Source organism: Brevibacterium sp. 1718 (assembly GCF_051131255.1).
Lineage (GTDB): Bacteria > Actinomycetota > Actinomycetes > Actinomycetales > Brevibacteriaceae > Brevibacterium > Brevibacterium sediminis.
Genome location: NZ_CP186550.1, coordinates 3,505,097 through 3,521,999, shown reverse-complemented (window position 1 = coordinate 3,521,999; position 16,903 = coordinate 3,505,097). Strand labels below are relative to the sequence as shown.

The window sequence follows — 16,903 nt, the reverse complement described above, 5'->3', positions numbered from 1 at the left end:
GCATACTAGGCGAGGCTCTGACCACAGTCAGGGTTGCCAGGTATGCGGCACAGCCGCCGCATTGGACACGGAGGAATCGTGAGCGACAAAGAACCCACGACGACAATCGACCCCGGTGACGGACACCAGCCCGAGACCCTCAAGCGGGTCATGGGGCCGAAGCTGCTGCTTCTGTTCATCGTCGGTGACATCCTCGGAACCGGCGTCTATGCTCTGACGGGCAAGGTGGCCGGGCAGGTCGGCGGTGCCGGTTGGGCACCGGTGATCCTCGCCTTCCTCATCGCGCTGATCACCGCCTTCTCCTATATGGAACTCGTGACGAAGTATCCGCAGGCTGCGGGTGCAGCGCTCTATACGCACAAGGCGTTCGGAATCCACTTCGTGACGTTCCTCGTCGCCTTCGCCGTCCTCAGCTCCGGAATCACCTCGGCATCGACGGCGTCGAATGTCTTCGCGGCGAACCTCGTGGCCGGCTTCGGTTGGGACGTCTCCGGCACAGGGGTGATGTGGATTGCGCTGGCGTTCCTCACTCTCATCGCGCTCATCAACCTCCGCGGAGTCGGCGAGAGCGTATGGTTCAACGTCGTCCTCACTCTCATCGAGCTGAGCGGTCTGCTGCTGGTCATCGTCGTCGGCTTCTTCGCACTCGGTTCGGGTGACGCCGACTTCTCACGCGTGATGATCTTCGAGACCGAGGGCGACAAGAGCGTCTTCCTCGCGGTCACCGGTGCCACTGCGCTCGCCTTCTTCTCCATGGTCGGTTTCGAGGATTCGGTCAACATGGTCGAGGAGACGAAGGATCCGCGGATCTTCCCGAAGATCATGCTCTCTGGTCTGACGATCACCGGCATCATCTACGTCCTCGTCTCCCTGGTCACCGTCGCAGCAGTGCCCATCGGCGTGCTCACCGAGAGCGAGACGCCACTGCTCGAGGTCGTCCGGGAGGGTGCTCCGGGCCTGCCGATCGATACGATCTTCCCATTCATGACGATGTTCGCCGTTGCGAACTCGGCCCTGATCAACATGCTCATGGCCAGCCGTCTGCTCTACGGAATGGCTAAGCAGAACGTGCTCCCGCCCGTGTTCGCGAAGGTCTTGGCCGGACGCCGCTCGCCGTGGGTGTCGATCATCTTCACGACGCTGATCGCCTTCGCGCTCATCTTCTTCGTGTCCACGATCCTGCCCGAGACGGTGACCGCGTCCCTGGGCGGCACCACCTCGCTGCTGCTGTTGGCAGTGTTCGCCGTCGTCAACGTCGCTGTGCTCATCCTGCGCAAGGACAAGTCCGGCAATGCCGAACACTTCAAGGCGCCGACGATTCTGCCGTGGATCGGCGTCATCACCTGCGTGTTCCTCGTCGGTCCGTGGGCCCGTCTCGATGAGCTCATCCAGTATCAGATCGCGGCGGCGCTCGTCGGCATCGGTGTCGTCCTGTGGGCCGTGACCTGGTTCTGGAACCGCTCGACGAAGGGCACGAGCACCCGATTCCGCAATCCCGAAGAGCTGTCGTGAACTCATCCCCTCGCCGAGGCGGCGCAGCCGGGGCCGCTCGCCGACCCATGTCTGCATCGCTCGATATGCTGGGACTGTGGGTTCCGGACCTGCGCGCTCGGTTCTGTACAGCTCAATCCAACGAAGGTGAAAAATGACAGTACTCGTCGGTTACGTCAACAATCCCGCCGGACACGCTGCTCTCGATGCCGGCATCGCGCAGGCGAAGAAGGACGGCAAGGAGCTCGTCGTCGTCAATGCGTCACGGTCGGCGCAGCGCAGCGACTCCTACCGCCTCGGCGAAGGGGAGCTCAAATCGGTCAACAACTACCTGACCAGGGCGGACGTCGAATTCCGCGTACTGACCTTGGGCAGCGAGTACGACCCGGCCGAACAGATCCTCGACACCGCCAACGAGGTGGGAGCCGAACTGATCGTGCTCGGAACCCGGAAGCGCACCCCGGTCGGGAAGTTTCTGCTCGGGTCGACGATTCAGAAGGTCATCCTCGACGCCGAAGCCCCGGTGCTGTGCGTCAAAGCCGCGCACTGAGGGCTTGACCGCAGCGACGTGCGCCGCGGCGACGGGTCATGTTGTGCATGCGTAATGTCGGCGTGGGCTGCGGAAGCGGGCCGCGCCGCAACAGCGCGACAACTGCGGCGGTGGCCCGCGAAAAGGGCCGCCCCGCAAATTGGTGACGCCCGCGCTTCCTTCGTCGCGGGCACGAGCGGACGCACCCGCACCCCCCGGCTCGCTTGGCCGTGGGCACGAGCGGGCGGCACCCCGTAGCCAGGCTCGCTTCGCCGCGGGGCGCCCGCGCTTGCATTGCTGCGGGCGCGTCCGCAGCGCGCACGCAACCAGGCTCGCTGGGCTGTCATGCACCCGCCGCACGCACGTCTCAGCCGAGCCGCTCCATGATGAGATCGGCGTTGACATGAGCGCCGGCCATCACCCCGCTGGCTGTGCTGGCCACGACCATCGCCGACACGTCTGCGCTGTTGCCGACCGCCCAGACGCCGGGCACATCGGTCTGCCCTGCCATCTGCGTCGGAATATAGGTGCCCATCCCGCTCGGGTGAGCGACGACCTCGCCTCCGAGCTGGGCGAACAGGTCGGCATTCGCTCGACCAAACGCACCGACTGTGAGCGCATCGAAGGTAAGAGATTCCGCTCCGTCCGCGGATTCGGCGGCCGCCAGTGAAACGACGGTGCCGGACTCGGTGCGGGCCACCTCGGTGACGGTGGAATCGATGAACTCGATGCCGAGCGTATCGAGCATTGCCGTCTGTTCGGAATCAGGGGCGGGAGCGTTGTGACGGATGAAGCTGACGTGGTCGCTGAGCTGGGAGAACAACATCGCCTGGTGGTATGACATGGCCGTTGTGCCGATGACCCCGATGCGCTGTCCGCGCACCTCGAAGCCGTGGCAGTAGGGGCAGTGCAGGACGGTGTCGCCCCAGCCTTCCGCGAGACCCGGGATGTCCGGAAGTTCGTCGCTCAAACCGGTGGCGATGATGATGCGTCGGACCCTGACATCGACCCCCGCCGAGGTGGTCAGTTCGAATCGATACCGCGGAGCCGCCTCGGCGGGGTGGGGTTCCGAATCGATCGTGCGTGCTTGCTGCACGGTCGCATCGATGAAGGCAACGCCGTATTCCTCAGCCTCGGCGCGGCCTTTCGCGACGAGGTCCTGAGGCCTGATGCCTTCGTGGCCGAGGACGTTGTGCGCGTGTGCGCTTGAGGAATTGCGCAGCTGGCCTGCGTCGATGACGACGACGGATCGCAGAGACCTGGCCAGGGCGATCGATGCGGCGAGGCCGCCTGCCCCACCGCCGATGACGGCGACATCGAAGGAATCCTGCGCGGATTCGGCCGACGAGTCGGGCGCAGTTGGCTGGGAGTTTACGGGTGCAGTTTGGGTGGTCATGATTCTCCTGTGTGCTGATGGATGGTCGGCGTCTATTCGAGTGTGTTCCTAGCCCGTGCAAAAGTGCAAACGTGTTTGCAGAAATAGCAAATTGTGTCATGCTGAGGGCATGGAAGAGCCAAGAGAGTCAGGGGAGCGTGCCGCTCATGCGACGGGTCGGATGTCGGAGATCCTCTCCGATGGGTCCGCCCCGGTTGAGGCGCAGGAGGCTATCCGGCAGTCTTTGGCGGGTGTCGGCGCTCGCCTGCGAGGGCTGCGGCAGGAGCAGGGGCGCACCCTCGACGAGGTGGCTGAGCTTGCCGGAATGTCGACGAGCACACTGTCGCGCCTGGAATCCGGGAAGCGCAAGCCGAGTTTGGAGCTGCTGCTGCCGCTGGCTGGAGTCTATGGGCTCCCGCTCGATGAGCTTGTGGGGACTCCGCCGATCGGCGATCCGCGCATTCATATCTCCCCGCGGAAGTTCCACGATCAGACGATCCTGCCGCTCAGCCGCGGAGCGATCGGAGTACAGGCCTTCAAGCACATCGTCGACGGTCGGCAGACACCGAAGCTCGGTGCGCTGAAGACTCACCCCGGATTCGAATGGGTGTATGTGATCCGCGGTCGCCTGACCCTCATCCTCGGCGACCGGACGATGGTTCTCAGTGCTGGAGAGGCCGCAGAGTTCGATACGCGCACTCCGCACTGGTTCGGGGGAGCCGATGACGGCGGGGTCGAGTATCTCAGCCTGTTCGGACCCGAAGGACAGCGCGTTCATATGAAGAGCTGAGTGGAGCTGTGGGCCGGCGCAGGCGCTCGTTGATACGACGGGGCGTCGGTTGCGCGCGCTTGATTGTGGCGGGAAGTGAGTTCCGCAAGCGTGACCGTGGCGGGACGTGAGTTCTGCCCGGGTGGCTGTGGCGGGGTCCTGGTCCTGCGTGGCTGCGGTGGGGTGCTGCCTGCGTGGCTGCGGCGGGGTGCTGCCTGCGTGGCTGTGGCGGGACCCTGGCCCCGCGTGCTCGTGTCAGTGGCGAGGAGTAGTCTCAGCCCACTTCGTCGACACCGTAGGTGCGAGGCCTCTCTTCTGGCCGTCACCGGCGATCATTGTCAAACACGGCACTCCGAGTGAAATCTCCATTTGACCAGCACAAATAGTACAAAATAGTAATTCAGGGAAAATCTCTCAAATAAATCGCCATAACTATCGACTCTGTTCTATTTATGGATTAGAATAGAGCCAAGCCGAAGACATCAACGATGATGAACGGATAAAGCGAAGATGGCCCTCATCCCCGACCGAAGGTACGACGAGCACAACGACCGCGAAGCGGGAAAGGCTTCGCAGGCACCACCCCCTCAAGGTTCACCGCCCAGTGACCTCCCTCCAACTGCAACCGGCTCTTCTGCCCGGTCTGCCGACGGTGGCTCCTCCAGGTCGACGTACCGGGAGTTGCTCGCTGAGGCCGGATTCGATCTGACCGGTCATCCTCTCGCCGACAGATTCGACGGGATCGCCGACAACCTGACCGACGGCGAGGCGATCGCCGACCAGGCTGGTGACGGACATAGTGACGCCGTCGAGGACGGCAGCGATGAAGTCGTCGACGGCGGCGCAGCTGCGTTAGGCGGCGGTCAAGCAACCGCTTTCGAGGCTGACGCAGCTGTGCCTGCTCTTCCGAACGGCGATATCCACGCCGGGCAGGGGCCCTGGTCGAGCAGGACGACGATGCCGGAGACCGAGGCAGAGGTCCAGGCATGCATCAGAGAGATCGAAGCACGCCAAAGCGCGTGGATGAAGGCAAAGCGCGAAGAACGTGAGGCACAGAGAGCTGCGGAGCGTGAGGAGTATCTGAAGAAGAACCCGCAGGCTCGCGCAGAGGACGAAGAACTCGCGCGTGAAAGAGCGGAGTGGAACGCCCACGTTGAGCGGTACGAGGCGAAGAAGCGGGCGCAGAAAGAAGCCGAACGTATCGCTGAGGCAGAACGCGCGGAGCGACACAAGGCACTCGCCGAACGCTATGACTCAGAAGCTGACACGCATCCCCTGCTCGACGAGTTTCGCTGGTCAGACTTGAGGCACGCAGCCCCGGAAGTCACAGAAAGCATCTGCGCTCTGCAGGGCCTGCTCGACGGGCTCCACGACTTCACCCGCCCCATGGGGCCCGATGATGCGGTGACTCTTCTCGATGGCCTTGAGACCTTGAACCGTCTGACAGAGTCCCTGTCGGTCGTGACCCTCTCCGTGTTCGAACGTGTCGGCACGCCCCGCGACTACGGGGCGAAGACGACGAAGGCGCTGGTCCAACATCGGCTCAACCTGTCTGCACAAGAGGCCTACCGCCGCACTCAGCTCGCTGAGTGCCTGGGAAAGCGGACCAGCATGAGCGGGGAATCGATCGAGGCGCAGTTTCCGATTCTCGCAGCGGCCCTTCGTGAAGGAGTGCTCTCGGCAAACCAGGCGTCGACGATCTCCAAATGCTTGAAGAACCTGCCTGTGAACGTATCGGAGGACGACAAGATCAAGGCTGAAAGCCTGCTCGTCGAAAAGGCTCAGGCGGTTCGCGTCTGCGATATCCATGCACTCTTCGAAGAGATCCTGGGCTGGATCGATCCCGACGGCCAGGAACCGAAAGAAGCGGCAGACCGGGACAGCTTCGCTGTCAACCTGCGCCAGGCGAAGGACGGAACGTGGACCCTCAAAGGTCGCCTCGACGAGGAGACCGGTGGGATTCTCAATGGCTTGCTGACTTCGCGCATCAAAACCGATTCTCAGTCTGACGAGGACAGGTGCGCGAGTGCGGCGGGCATCGATGCCGCTCCCGCGGATGGCGAACGCCCGATCGACGGAGCGAGCGCCACCGATGATACCCGTTCTGCCGACGACGCCCGCTCCGCAGTCGAAAGCGGCAGTGCCAGTGTGAGCGACCTCGACCAGGAAGCCGTCGACGTCTATACGGAGGTCCTGCGCGGCGACCGCTCGGACTGTCTCGACCCCTCGCTCGACTTCACCCCGCCACAGGTCGGCGCGAATGGTGAGATCCCGCAGGGAGCCGGGGTGAGGCAGGACGGCTCACTGGTGACGATGGCCGCTGAGCAGCCGAGTGTCCGGCGTCGCATCTACGAGCGTTTCTCCAGCGTCATCGGCAGCATCGAAATGAACCGCATCAAGGCCGGAGCGGCCTACGCACTGGTCGTCACAGCCAAGGCAGAAGATCTGGCGAACCAGACCGGCAAGGCTGTCACGGGGGCCGAAGCGCCGTTTCCGATCGATTCCGCTGCACTGGAAGGACTGAACGGATCGGTCTTCTTCCACCTCATGGGCGAAAGAGCGAAATCGTTGGCACTGGCGACAGAACGAAGGTTGGCCACAGAGAAACAGCTGGCAATTCTCGCCAGCCGTGACCAGGGATGCACTTTCCCCGGATGCGACACTCCTCCCGGCTGGTGCGAAGCGCACCATATCGTCCCATGGGCGCAGAACGGCAAGACCGACGTCAACAATCTCACTTTGGCCTGTTCAGCGCATCACCACCTGCTTGACTACACCGATTGGGACTGCAGAATGCTTGTTGACGGTCGGCCCGCGTGGGTGCCACCGGCGACCATCGACCCAGCACAAGAAACGGTGCTCCACGCACGGTTCATTGCGCGGGAAATCGGAGAGACTCTCTTCGGCTGACAAGCACATAGGTTCGGCCGACAAACAGTCCGGCAATGTGACTGCTTTTCGCAGGACACATGCCGTGACCGATGGTGCGGTTCATCGGCGCATGAACAGCGAAGAACGGAATGTTCTTCTCACATGCACTGTTGCCTCGGTATGAAGCTTTCGATCCTTGACCTCGTCCCTGTCCGTACAGGACAGACGACTGCAGACTCCTTCGCCGCCTCAAAGCAGATCATCGACACGGCTGACACGCTCGGATTCACCCGCTATTGGGTCGCCGAGCATCACAACATGCCCTCGATCGCATCGACGATGCCTGGGCCCGAGCTCATGCACCTCGGCCAGGGAACACAGCAGATCCGCCTCGGTTCCGGTGGAGTCATGCTTCCCAATCACGCCCCGCTGGCGGTCGCAGAGCTGTTCGCTCTGCTCTCCGCTGTCTACGGCGACCGCATCGATCTGGGTATCGGACGCGCACCGGGGACGGACCCGATCACCTCGGCGGCAATGCGGGGCCACCTCGGCGAGGGACGGATGGTCGACCGTGAAGGGCGGGCAATCGATCCCGTCGAGCAGTTCCCCCAGCACGTGATCGACACTCTCAGCCTCATGCGGCCCGAGGGGATGCGAGTTCCGCTTCACGGTGGACGCGAACATGTGCTCAAGGCGACTCCCGCGGCAGCTCCGGAAACGCAGCCGCTGCCGTGGCTGCTCGGCTCATCCGGTTACTCGGCCAGGCTGGCAGCTGAACTCGGCATGCCCTATGTCTTCGCCAACCACTTCGCGTCGGGTGCCACCACCGGAATGAAGATCTACCGCGACAATTTCTCGCCTGGCGCCTATGGTGACCAACCGCAGACCTTTGTCACGGCCAACGTCGTCGCAGCACCTACCGAGGAAGAAGCGCGGCTGCGCTCGGAGCCCTTCATGCTGCAGATGGCCAGAATGCGCACCGGCGGACCGATGGAGAAGCTGCACCTGGCCGGCGACGACGTGCGATCGGTGATGACCGACCAAGAGCGTATGGTCGGCGAAGAGCTCTCCGGCAACTGGATCATCGGCGACACGAAATCCGTATCCGCGCAGCTAGAGGAACTCGCCGAGCGCTTCGAGGTCGACGAGATCATGATCCAACCGATCGCCGGCGCCATGGAAGGCGAAGACGTATGCGAAGACCCAGGACGGACTCAGACGATCGACCTCCTTGCCACGGAATTCCTCGGCTCCACCGGAGCTTCCGGCGTCGCTGATGCAGGCACCGATATGTGACACCTGGCTGAGGTCTGTCCCCGGTTCCGATTGGGGCCGATATCGGCCATCGGCACCGGGCCGAAGTCTCAGCTCAGCATCGATTCGGGCAAGTGGACTTCAATCCACGACCAGTCCGCGTTATCCTGTCACAGTGTCATGAAAGCTGACAGTCGTGTGACAGCCGGTAGAATCGACACCGTGCAGAACCTCGTCTACGGCGAGGCCGCTCCTTGCAGAGAGGTCGAAACGGAGGCGAATACTGTACGCCGAATGCGCTCGCGCACCTTCGGAGACTTCCCCCACGCGGGCCCCCGGCCTGCAGACCGAAAGAGAAATAATGCGTACCAAAATTGCTGTTTCGGCAGCACTTGGGGTCGGACTGGTTTTCGGCGCCGGTGCTCCCGCACTGTCGAGCAATCTGTCGTCGACCGACGCCGCAAAAACGTCCGGCATCTCCGCTGATGTCGTGCCCGGCCAAGAACTCGAACGAATCACCGACGGCAAGATCGAAAAGGGCGAGACCGCCTACGTCGATGTCACGGTCGCGACACTGTGGACCGACCCGAAGGCCCCTCGCAAGGTCGACAAGCCCGCACTCCAGCACCCCGTCGACCTCAAGAAGTGGAACAAGAACCTCGAATCCACCGATGTGCGCCGAGGCCTGACTGGAAAAACCGAGACACAGGCAACCTACGGTTCGGAAGTCTCCGTCCTCGAAACCAAGGGCAGCTGGGCCAAGGTCGCCGTGACCGACCAGAAGACCCCGAAGAACAAGAAGGGCTACCCGGGTTGGCTGCCCAAGAAGCAGCTGGTCGAAAACGACCGCTTCGGAAAGCTCGCCGAAGACCAGCCCCGCGCAGTGGTCACGAAGCCCAAGAGCGAACTCGAAGGCATCGAATTCACCAAGGACACTGGTGCCGACGTCAGCTTCAACGTCGACCTGCCGCTCATCGCCCAGGACGTCGATGATGTCCGCGTCGCTCTCCCCGGAGGCGGAGCCGCCTGGATCGACATCGATGACGTGGATGTCTACGACGTCGGCGACAAACCCGAGAAGCCCAGCGGCAAAGACCTCGTGAAGACCGCGAAGCAGTTCGAGGGCCTGCGCTACCTGTGGGCCGGAGTCTCCGCCTACGGATTCGACTGCTCCGGATTCACCTACTCCATCTACAAAGCCCACGGCATCGATCTGCCTCGCGACTCGGGAGAACAGGCGAAGGCCGGCAAGGCAGTCTCCTCGTCGAACCTCAAGCCCGGAGACCTGCTGTTCTTCTCGACCAGCTCGGGAACAGTCCATCACGTCGGAATGTACGTCGGCGACGGCAAGATGATCCACTCGCCGAACGCGTCGAAAGACGTCTACATCACCGACTGGAAGAAGTGGGACACCGGAAACGAATTCTCCGGAGCCCGCCGCATCCTCTGATCTGGATCGAGTCAGATGGTCCCGGTTCCAACCAGGACCTGACCAGTTCAGTCGAGCGACCAGCCGACACACTGATGGCCGGTGCCCTGAGGAGGGCACCGGCCATCAATGATTTCAGTAGGGCCTAGCTGGGAACATCGCCAAGGTTGCTGAGCACGGCTCTGGATGGGGAGCATCGCCAGGTCTGCTGAGCATGGCGATTGCTGAGAGACCTGGCCTGGGGAGAGGTGCCCGCCGAGGCGGCTATCGAGCAGAGTCGACCGGAATGACCGGCGACCCGATTTCATCGAAACTCGCCCACCGAGGCGACCGCCGGTCAGTGCCGCGAGCTCTGAGTCGATTTCAGGAAGATGGCACGGGCCAGATCATCGCGACGTTCGATGACCAGCCGGCGCAGAGCCGCAGGTGCATCGTCGTTGGCGGCCAACCATGCGTCGGTCTTCTCGACCACAGCCTCCTCGTCGACGGACCACCGGGGATAGAGGCCGAGCACCAGGCGGCGAGCGATCTCAATCGAATTGTCCGTCCAGAACCCGAGCAGACCATCGAAGTACTCATCGACATACTCCTCGATGAGCGGCATCGCACTCGGCGCGATGAACCCGGCGATGATCGCCGACAGAACATCATTGCTCAGCGCTCCCGCCTCGCGGATCGCCTCCCAGGCACGGATCTTGACGATCGGCAGAGGCAGTGCGGCACTGGCCGTCTCGGCGTGAAGTCGACCCGAAGAGCTGGGATCCGAATGATTCTCCCGCGCGATATCCGTCTGATCCGCCCACCCGAGGCAGACGAGCGCCGTCAGCGCATTCCACCGCAGCGCATGATCATTGATGAGACCCCGGAACGGCAGCGTCGCAGTCGAATGCTCGGCGCCTCGGCCCGTGCGGGCACCACCGGAAGCTTCGGCCGACTGGCTCATCGAACCGGCCTGACTCACCGAACCAGCCTGCCCAGCTGAACCAGCCCGATCAGCCGAACCGGCCTGCCCGGGAGCTCCGGCATACATCCGGTCGATCTCCTCACCGACCGGCACCGTCAGGATCTGGCTGGCGAACCCACGCCCCATAGCCACCGCGGAACTGCCGGCGGCGCAGCGGGCCGTCCGCGACGTCAGCGCCAATACGAGGTTGGCCAGATGCAGCTGCGCATCCGACCCTGCTTTCGCCGCCGCCAACGCATCCAACGCCGCTCCCAAAAGCCCCATGATCGCGGCATCGAAATTCCGGTCCGCCACCCACTGATCGATGCAGGTCAGAGCAGTCTGACTGAGCCCCGCCATGATCCCGGCGTGACTCTCCTTGCCCAGGCTGCGGGCATAGGCGGTGAGGTACTTCTGCACCGGCATGAGCCCATCGCGCACCGCATTGTCCAAGGCCGACCACACCAGGGCCCGTGACAGCGGATCCGTGATCCGCGACGCCGAGGTGATCGCCGCCTCCGTCGACTCCGGATCGAGGCGCATCCGCGCATAGTCCAGGTCGTTGTAATTGAGCAGAGTGATCACGCCGGCGCTGCGACCGATCAGCTGCTCGACGTCGGCAGACTCGGTCGAGAACTCGAAACGGAAGGAATCGAGGGGAACGATCGCCCGCCCCGACCGCCCGAGCGTGGCGATCTCGATCGTGTGCGGCCGCAGCAGGGCCGTTCCCTCGGCCGAATCGGACTGAGTGATCGTGGCACCCGTGACCTGTTCCGAACCGGACCGTCGCCGAGGCGGGTTCACCCTGCCGCCCGACCCGGATCCTGCCCCGTGAGCGGCTCCGGCAGCCTCATCGAAACCGTCGCCGACCGCATCCGGGCTGCGCAGCTTTGCGCCCGAACTCGAAGCCACGAGCCTCCCTCGTCCCGCGCTCTGCGCGGAGACGTCGGAACCGGCAGAATCTCCTTCGGCCCCGGTCCCGGCCCCACCCTGGGAGAACACGGCCGACCCGACCGCGGATCCGGCCGAGTACCCAGCTGACCCGTCCGCGGACCCAGCCGACCCATCCGGGGACCCAGACGAACCGTCTGCCGTCGTGAGCTGCAGGGACAGCTCCGAGACTCCGGACGTCCCCAGCCACGCGGCCGCCCAGTTCGCGATGTCCCGGTCGGGAGCCGCCTCGGCGAGGCATTCGAGGAAATCAGCCAACTCGGTGTTGCCGTATTCGAACCGTCTGAAATACAGCCGCGAACCTGCGAAGAAAGCCTCCCGGCCGACGAACGCGACGAGCTGCTTGAGCACGGATGCGCCCTTGGCATAGGTGATGCCATCGAAGTTGAGCTTCGCGGCCTCGACATCGGGGATGTAGGCGACGATAGGGTGCGTCGTCGGATACAGGTCCTGCGTGTACGCCCACGCCTTGCGGCGCAACGCGAAGGTCACCCACCCATCGGTGAACCGCGTCGCCTCGGCCAGCGCGAGCCCGCCCATGAAATCGGCGAAGGACTCTTTGAGCCACAGGTCATCCCACCACTTCATCGTGACGAGATCGCCGAACCACATGTGCGCCATCTCGTGCAGGATGACGTTGGCGCGTGACTCGTAGTTCGCGTCCGTGACCTTGTCCCGGAAGATCAGATTGTCCGTGAACGTCACCAGGCCGGGGTTCTCCATCGCGCCGAGGTTGTACTCGGGAACGAAGATCTGATCGTACTTGCCCCACGGGTAGGGGTAGTCGAATTCGGAGGTGAAGAAGTCGAGGCCCGCCTTCGTGACGCCGAAGATATCCTCCGCGTCGAGGTGCTCGACGAGGCTCGCGCGCGTCCACGCGCCCAACTGCACGGTCTGCCCGGTGCGCGGATCCGTCCACTCGTCCGTCGCCCCCTCGTAGGGGCCCGCGGTGATGCAGGTGATGTAGCTCGACTGCTTGAGCGTCGGTTCGAAGCAATGGGTGACCGCGGCAGACGACTCGTATCCGTTCGCAGGCTCGAATCCCGCCGAGGCGGCCCCCGCCGCACCATCGGCCGGTTCCGTCCGCGCCTCGGCCCGGTTCGACAGAACCTGGAAATGTGCGGGAGCGGTGACCGTGAAGATGAACTCGGCCTTGAGGTCGGGCTGGTCGAAATTCGCAAAGACGCGACGGGCGTCGGTGGGTTCGTACTGTGTATAGAGATAGGTTTTGCCGTCGGCCGGATCAGTGAACCGGTGCAGACCCTCGCCCGAGGTGGAATAGCGGGCCTGCGCCTCGATCGTCAGGGAATTGCGGCCGGCGCGGACGGGGAACGTGACTCGGGCGCCGTCGAAGACCTCGGCGGGGGAGAGACTCTCACCATTGATCAGAACTGAGGTCACGGAGTCGGCGATGAGGTCGATGAATGTCGAATCGACGAAGCGGGCGGAGAAGTCGACGACAGTGCGAGACAGGTACGTGTCGGCATCGGTTTCGGCGTTGCTGACGTCGATATGGACTGAGTAGGAATCGACCTCGAGCAGCTGTGTTCGGCTCTGCGCTTCGCTTCGGGTGAGATTCGTTGTCATTCAATAGCCTCCTCGGCGGACAGACTTTAGCATGCCACATTTCCGGTATTCTGAGTACAGCACCAGCGAGCGGCAGAGGGGACTGATGGCGGACAATCGGGTCAGCGAACTGCCTCGGCGGGGGTTCAACGTCGTCGCCCACCGCCTGCGCTTAGGGCTCAAGCGAGTGTGGGTGAACTCCGGTCAGCTGATCCAGATCCCCATCGCCGCGACCGCCGCCTACGCCTTCTGCGTCTATGTGCTCGGCCACCCGTATCCGTTCCTTGCCGCGGTCGCCTCCGCCGTCGGCATCGGCCCCGTCGTCGACCGTCGCCTGCGCCGCGCCCTCGAGATCGGCATCGGAGCGACGTTCGGGGTGCTCGTGGGCGAGATACTCGTCAACTTCTACGGCTCCGGCATCTGGCAGCTCGCCCTGACTCTGATCATCGGCCTGACGATCGGCACGATACTGAACTCCGGCGGCATCTTCATCACCCAGATCGCCGTCCAATCCGTCTACGTCGTCGTAGTCCCTGCCAGCGCCACCACCATGCCGTTCCCGCGAACCCTCGACGCTCTCACCGGATCCGTCTGCGCCATCCTCCTGGCACTGCTGATCCCGCGCGACGCTCGAAAGGCTCCGCGTCGCCTGGCCGCGGACATGCTCGAGGAGGTCGACGCAGTCCTCAGTATGATGAAACGAGCCCTGCGCGAAGCCGATGTGACGATGGCAGGACGAGCCCTCGAGCGTGCTCGCGAAACCCAGGACATCATCGACTCCTGGGGTTCATCCCTGCGGATCTCTCGTGAAGCCGCGAAGATCAACGCACGTGCCCGCCGGCATGCGGCCGAAGTCACCCGCCTGTCACGTGCCCACACCTTCTCCGACCGCGCGATGCGGACCATGCGAGTCATCGCCCGCCGCGTCGTCGGCATCACCGAGCTCGGCGTCGCCAAACCCGTCATCGCCGACTACGTCGGATCCTTGGCCGACGGTGCGAAGAAGCTCGAGATCGCTCTGCGCCGCGGCACCGACCGTTCCCTCGCCGAGGCGGCCCTGTCCGAAGCGGCGGGGGCTCTGGATCCGCGAGCGAAGCCCGATTGGGACATCCACGACGAGTCGATGGTCCTGCTCCTGCGGACTGTCGCCGTCGACCTGCTGCAGGCCGCGGGACTCACTCGTGAGGAGGCCCAGTCCCGGCTTCCACCGCTGGCCGTGAACGCCGATGAGGAAGACGGACCGGCTGTCGAATAGCCGTCGAAGCGGTCAGCTGCTTTCGACGACGAAGACGGCGTTCGTGCCCGGCTCCAGAGCCGTGAACCGGTGAGGCTGATCGCCCGGATGGGTGAGGTAGTCGCCGACGCCCAATTCGTAGGACTTGCCGAGCACTTCGATGCGTGCGGCCCCGCGGCCGAGGATGACATGTTCGATCGTGCCCTGCGGGTGCGGCTGAGACTCCCTGGGTTCACCCGGTTCGGCCTGGATGAAGTAGACGTCGCGTCGGGCAGTCGTCGGCGACGGCGAGAGCAGGGTGGCCACATAGTTCGCGGTGGTCGAGGGCAGGCTGGGCATATCGCCGACGTGTTGGAAGGCGACCTCGTGCGGGGGCGGGTCGAGCAGGCGCGCAAGGGGGATGTCGAGCGCAGCGGCCAGAGCCCACATCGTCTCCAGGCTCGGATTTCCGCTTCCCGTCTCAAGCCCGGACATCGTCGACTTGCCGATGCCGGCGCGCCTGGCGACCTCGGAGAGGGAGAGTCCGGCGCGCAGTCGTTCTCGTTTCAGCGCCGCCGCGATCTGCTGACTCGGTGAGAGCGACGGGCCGGGCGCTGTGGCGTCGGAATCGGTGGCGCTGGGAGCGGACTCGGGGTCGGAGCTGCCCTGAGCGTCATTCAGCGAATCGTCGTTGCTTCGAGAAGTCATGGGTTCACTATAGCGGTTAGGCCGTTCGGGTTGACGAACGATGGCCGAGGGTGCACTGTATAGAACATGGGTTCATTATTTCGCACGGCTGATCGGGTGCTCCCCGGCTCGACCTATCGTGCGGTCGCCATCGTCACCGTCACGATCATCGCAGTCGCGCTGTCGTACGGGGCGATCTCCGCGGTCTCCGGATTCGCCTGGTGGCAGACTCTGCTGCTGGCGATGTTCGCTCTCGGCGGCGCCGCCGAATTCACCTTCGTCGGCGTCATCGCCGCCGGCGGTGCCCCGATCCTCGCGGTGCTGGCGGGTCTCCTCGTCAATTCCCGGAACTTCGCCTTCGGCGTCGCGGTCGGCCCTTTCTTCCCACAGGACTGGCGAGCTCTCATCGCCTCCCACTGGATCAACGACGAATCCACCGCGATCTCGCGCCTCGGGCACAACGATCGGGCGAAATGGCATGCCTTCCTGCTCATGGGCGCCGCAATCGCCATCATGTGGCCCGGCGGTGCCATGGTCGGGCAGTGGCTGGGCAATGTCATCAACGCGGACCTGCTCGGACTCGATGCGGCCTTCCCGATCATCCTCTTCTGCCTCATCCGCGGGGACCTGAAGAACCGGGTCACACTCTCGCTGACCGTCATCGGTATCCTCATCGCCGTGGGCCTGACCCCGCTGCTGCCGCTCGGGCTGGGAGCAGTGACCTCGCTGTCCGTCTTCGTCTTCGTCGCGGCCGGCTGGGGTGTGCGCTGGTTCATCCGTCGCCGCCGCGCAGGCGACAACAGCGCAGACCCGCACGATGCCGCCCACTCGCAGCACTCAACCCGAGAGGAGAGCCGCCGATGAGCGCCGTCAGCTTCCTCATCGCCCTTGCCGGGCTGAGCCTCGGAACCTATCTCATGCGCTTCGCCGGCGTGAAGGTGGGAGCGGCCATCGCCACGAAGGGGCGCCGGCGGACCCCGGCGGCCGCCTCGGCAGGGCCTGACTCCTCTGTGGGGGCCGATTCCTCCTCGGGCGTGGACGGACAGGGCACAACCGCCCCTGCAGGGGTCGAGGGGCAGGGCACAGCCGCCTCGGCGGGGGCCGGTGATTCGGCCGACTCGACCGAGCGTGTGACGATGTGGATGGACCGGGCCACGGTCGTGCTCATCGGCGCCGTCTTCGCCACCACCGCGGTCTTCGACGGCACTGACATCGCCGATCCGGCCCGCCTCATCGGCGTCGGTGCCGGCGTTCTCGCCTCGATTCTGCGCGTGCCGATGCTGCTCGCCGTCGTCATCGGCATGGGCGTGTGCGCGCTCATCCGCACCACCGGGATCCTCTGAGCAGGGACGGCAGGCACCCACTGTGAAAGCCGTGGGATGCGGGTGGGCAATTGCCGAGGATCTCCAGCCCGGAACTGCCCCGAAAGCCCGAGATTGCTAGGCTGGGACCATGGAATACATCGCGGGTTTTCAGCGTCTCGTCTTTCTTGCCCTGACGGTGGCCGCATTCGTCGTCCAGCTCTGGGCGTTCATCGACTGCCTCCGCTTCAAGGACGAGAACTACCGTGCCGTGGACAAGCAGAGCAAGAAGTTCTGGGTCATCCTCCTCGGCGTCGGGCTCGCGCTCGCCCTCATCGCACTGCCGCCGATGGGCATGAGCATGATCTTCCTCAACATCATCGCCCTCGTCGCCGGCATCGTCTACCTCACCGATGTGCGCCCGAAGGTCCGGGCCGTCGATCCGCGCTACCGCAACCGCTGACCGCCTTGACGCCGCAGCAGCATTCGCGGACCCGATCGGCAAGCGCCCAGCACACGCTGAC

Annotated in this window: 13 protein-coding genes; 10 read left to right on the top strand and 3 right to left on the bottom strand. The window is 64.2% G+C overall.

The features are described 5' to 3' along the window. Positions 1-78 precede the first annotated feature (78 nt). Positions 79-1,512 carry an APC family permease gene (locus ACOZ9V_RS15875; protein ID WP_229663977.1) on the top strand — a complete coding sequence of 478 codons (1,434 nt, stop codon included), beginning with the start codon at positions 79-81 and terminating at the stop codon, positions 1,510-1,512. A 133-nt stretch (positions 1,513-1,645) separates the two neighbouring features. Continuing rightward, complete coding sequence (locus tag ACOZ9V_RS15870) at positions 1,646-2,041, top strand: universal stress protein (RefSeq protein ID WP_101543775.1); 396 nt, start codon at positions 1,646-1,648, stop codon at positions 2,039-2,041. A gap of 346 nt (positions 2,042-2,387) precedes the next feature. On the opposite strand, the gene ACOZ9V_RS15865 is transcribed toward ACOZ9V_RS15870, so the two are convergent. Continuing rightward, positions 2,388-3,416, bottom strand: coding sequence for an NAD(P)/FAD-dependent oxidoreductase (locus tag ACOZ9V_RS15865; RefSeq protein WP_434591599.1), 1,029 nt, complete (start codon positions 3,414-3,416; stop codon positions 2,388-2,390). 109 nt (positions 3,417-3,525) lie between these two features. On the opposite strand from ACOZ9V_RS15865, the gene ACOZ9V_RS15860 reads away from it, so the two are divergent. The 4 genes from ACOZ9V_RS15860 to ACOZ9V_RS15845 all read left to right on the top strand — a co-directional run bounded on the left by ACOZ9V_RS15860 (position 3,526) and on the right by ACOZ9V_RS15845 (position 9,739). Continuing rightward, entirely contained in the window at positions 3,526-4,185 is a 660-nt protein-coding gene (locus ACOZ9V_RS15860) for a helix-turn-helix domain-containing protein (RefSeq protein WP_229663978.1), read from the top strand. Positions 4,186-4,845: 660 nt separating this feature from the next. After that, positions 4,846-7,074 (top strand): DUF222 domain-containing protein, encoded by a 2,229-nt coding sequence (locus tag ACOZ9V_RS15855; protein ID WP_434591595.1) that lies wholly within the window; start codon positions 4,846-4,848, stop codon positions 7,072-7,074. 141 nt (positions 7,075-7,215) lie between these two features. Beyond that, on the top strand, positions 7,216-8,331 hold the full coding sequence (locus ACOZ9V_RS15850; protein ID WP_434591592.1) for an LLM class flavin-dependent oxidoreductase: 1,116 nt from the start codon (positions 7,216-7,218) through the stop codon (positions 8,329-8,331). A 319-nt stretch (positions 8,332-8,650) separates the two neighbouring features. Continuing rightward, a complete protein-coding gene (locus ACOZ9V_RS15845) occupies positions 8,651-9,739 on the top strand; it encodes a C40 family peptidase (RefSeq protein WP_139468109.1) in 1,089 nt (362 codons plus the stop codon). A gap of 316 nt (positions 9,740-10,055) precedes the next feature. On the opposite strand, the gene pepN is transcribed toward ACOZ9V_RS15845, so the two are convergent. Beyond that, positions 10,056-13,199: an aminopeptidase N gene (pepN, locus tag ACOZ9V_RS15840; protein ID WP_434591589.1), complete on the bottom strand. Its 3,144-nt coding sequence runs from the start codon at positions 13,197-13,199 to the stop codon at positions 10,056-10,058. Positions 13,200-13,284: 85 nt separating this feature from the next. On the opposite strand from pepN, the gene ACOZ9V_RS15835 reads away from it, so the two are divergent. Further along, a complete protein-coding gene (locus tag ACOZ9V_RS15835) occupies positions 13,285-14,433 on the top strand; it encodes an FUSC family protein (protein ID WP_434591586.1) in 1,149 nt (382 codons plus the stop codon). Between the two features lie 12 nt (positions 14,434-14,445). Here ACOZ9V_RS15835 and ACOZ9V_RS15830 read toward each other — a convergent pair whose 3' ends face one another. Next, positions 14,446-15,099, bottom strand: coding sequence for a helix-turn-helix domain-containing protein (locus ACOZ9V_RS15830; protein ID WP_434591583.1), 654 nt, complete (start codon positions 15,097-15,099; stop codon positions 14,446-14,448). Between the two features lie 66 nt (positions 15,100-15,165). On the opposite strand from ACOZ9V_RS15830, the gene ACOZ9V_RS15825 reads away from it, so the two are divergent. The 3 genes from ACOZ9V_RS15825 (at position 15,166) to ACOZ9V_RS15815 (ending at position 16,842) form a co-directional block, all read left to right on the top strand. Continuing rightward, positions 15,166-15,942 (top strand): AzlC family ABC transporter permease, encoded by a 777-nt coding sequence (locus tag ACOZ9V_RS15825; protein WP_139468113.1) that lies wholly within the window; start codon positions 15,166-15,168, stop codon positions 15,940-15,942. After that, on the top strand, positions 15,939-16,421 hold the full coding sequence (locus ACOZ9V_RS15820; protein WP_434591579.1) for an AzlD domain-containing protein: 483 nt from the start codon (positions 15,939-15,941) through the stop codon (positions 16,419-16,421). Before ACOZ9V_RS15825 ends, ACOZ9V_RS15820 begins: the two co-directional genes overlap by 4 nt. Positions 16,422-16,530: 109 nt before the next feature. Beyond that, positions 16,531-16,842, top strand: a complete 312-nt coding sequence (locus ACOZ9V_RS15815) for a DUF2516 family protein (protein ID WP_092010787.1) — start codon at positions 16,531-16,533, stop codon at positions 16,840-16,842. The last annotated feature ends 61 nt before the right edge of the window (positions 16,843-16,903 follow it).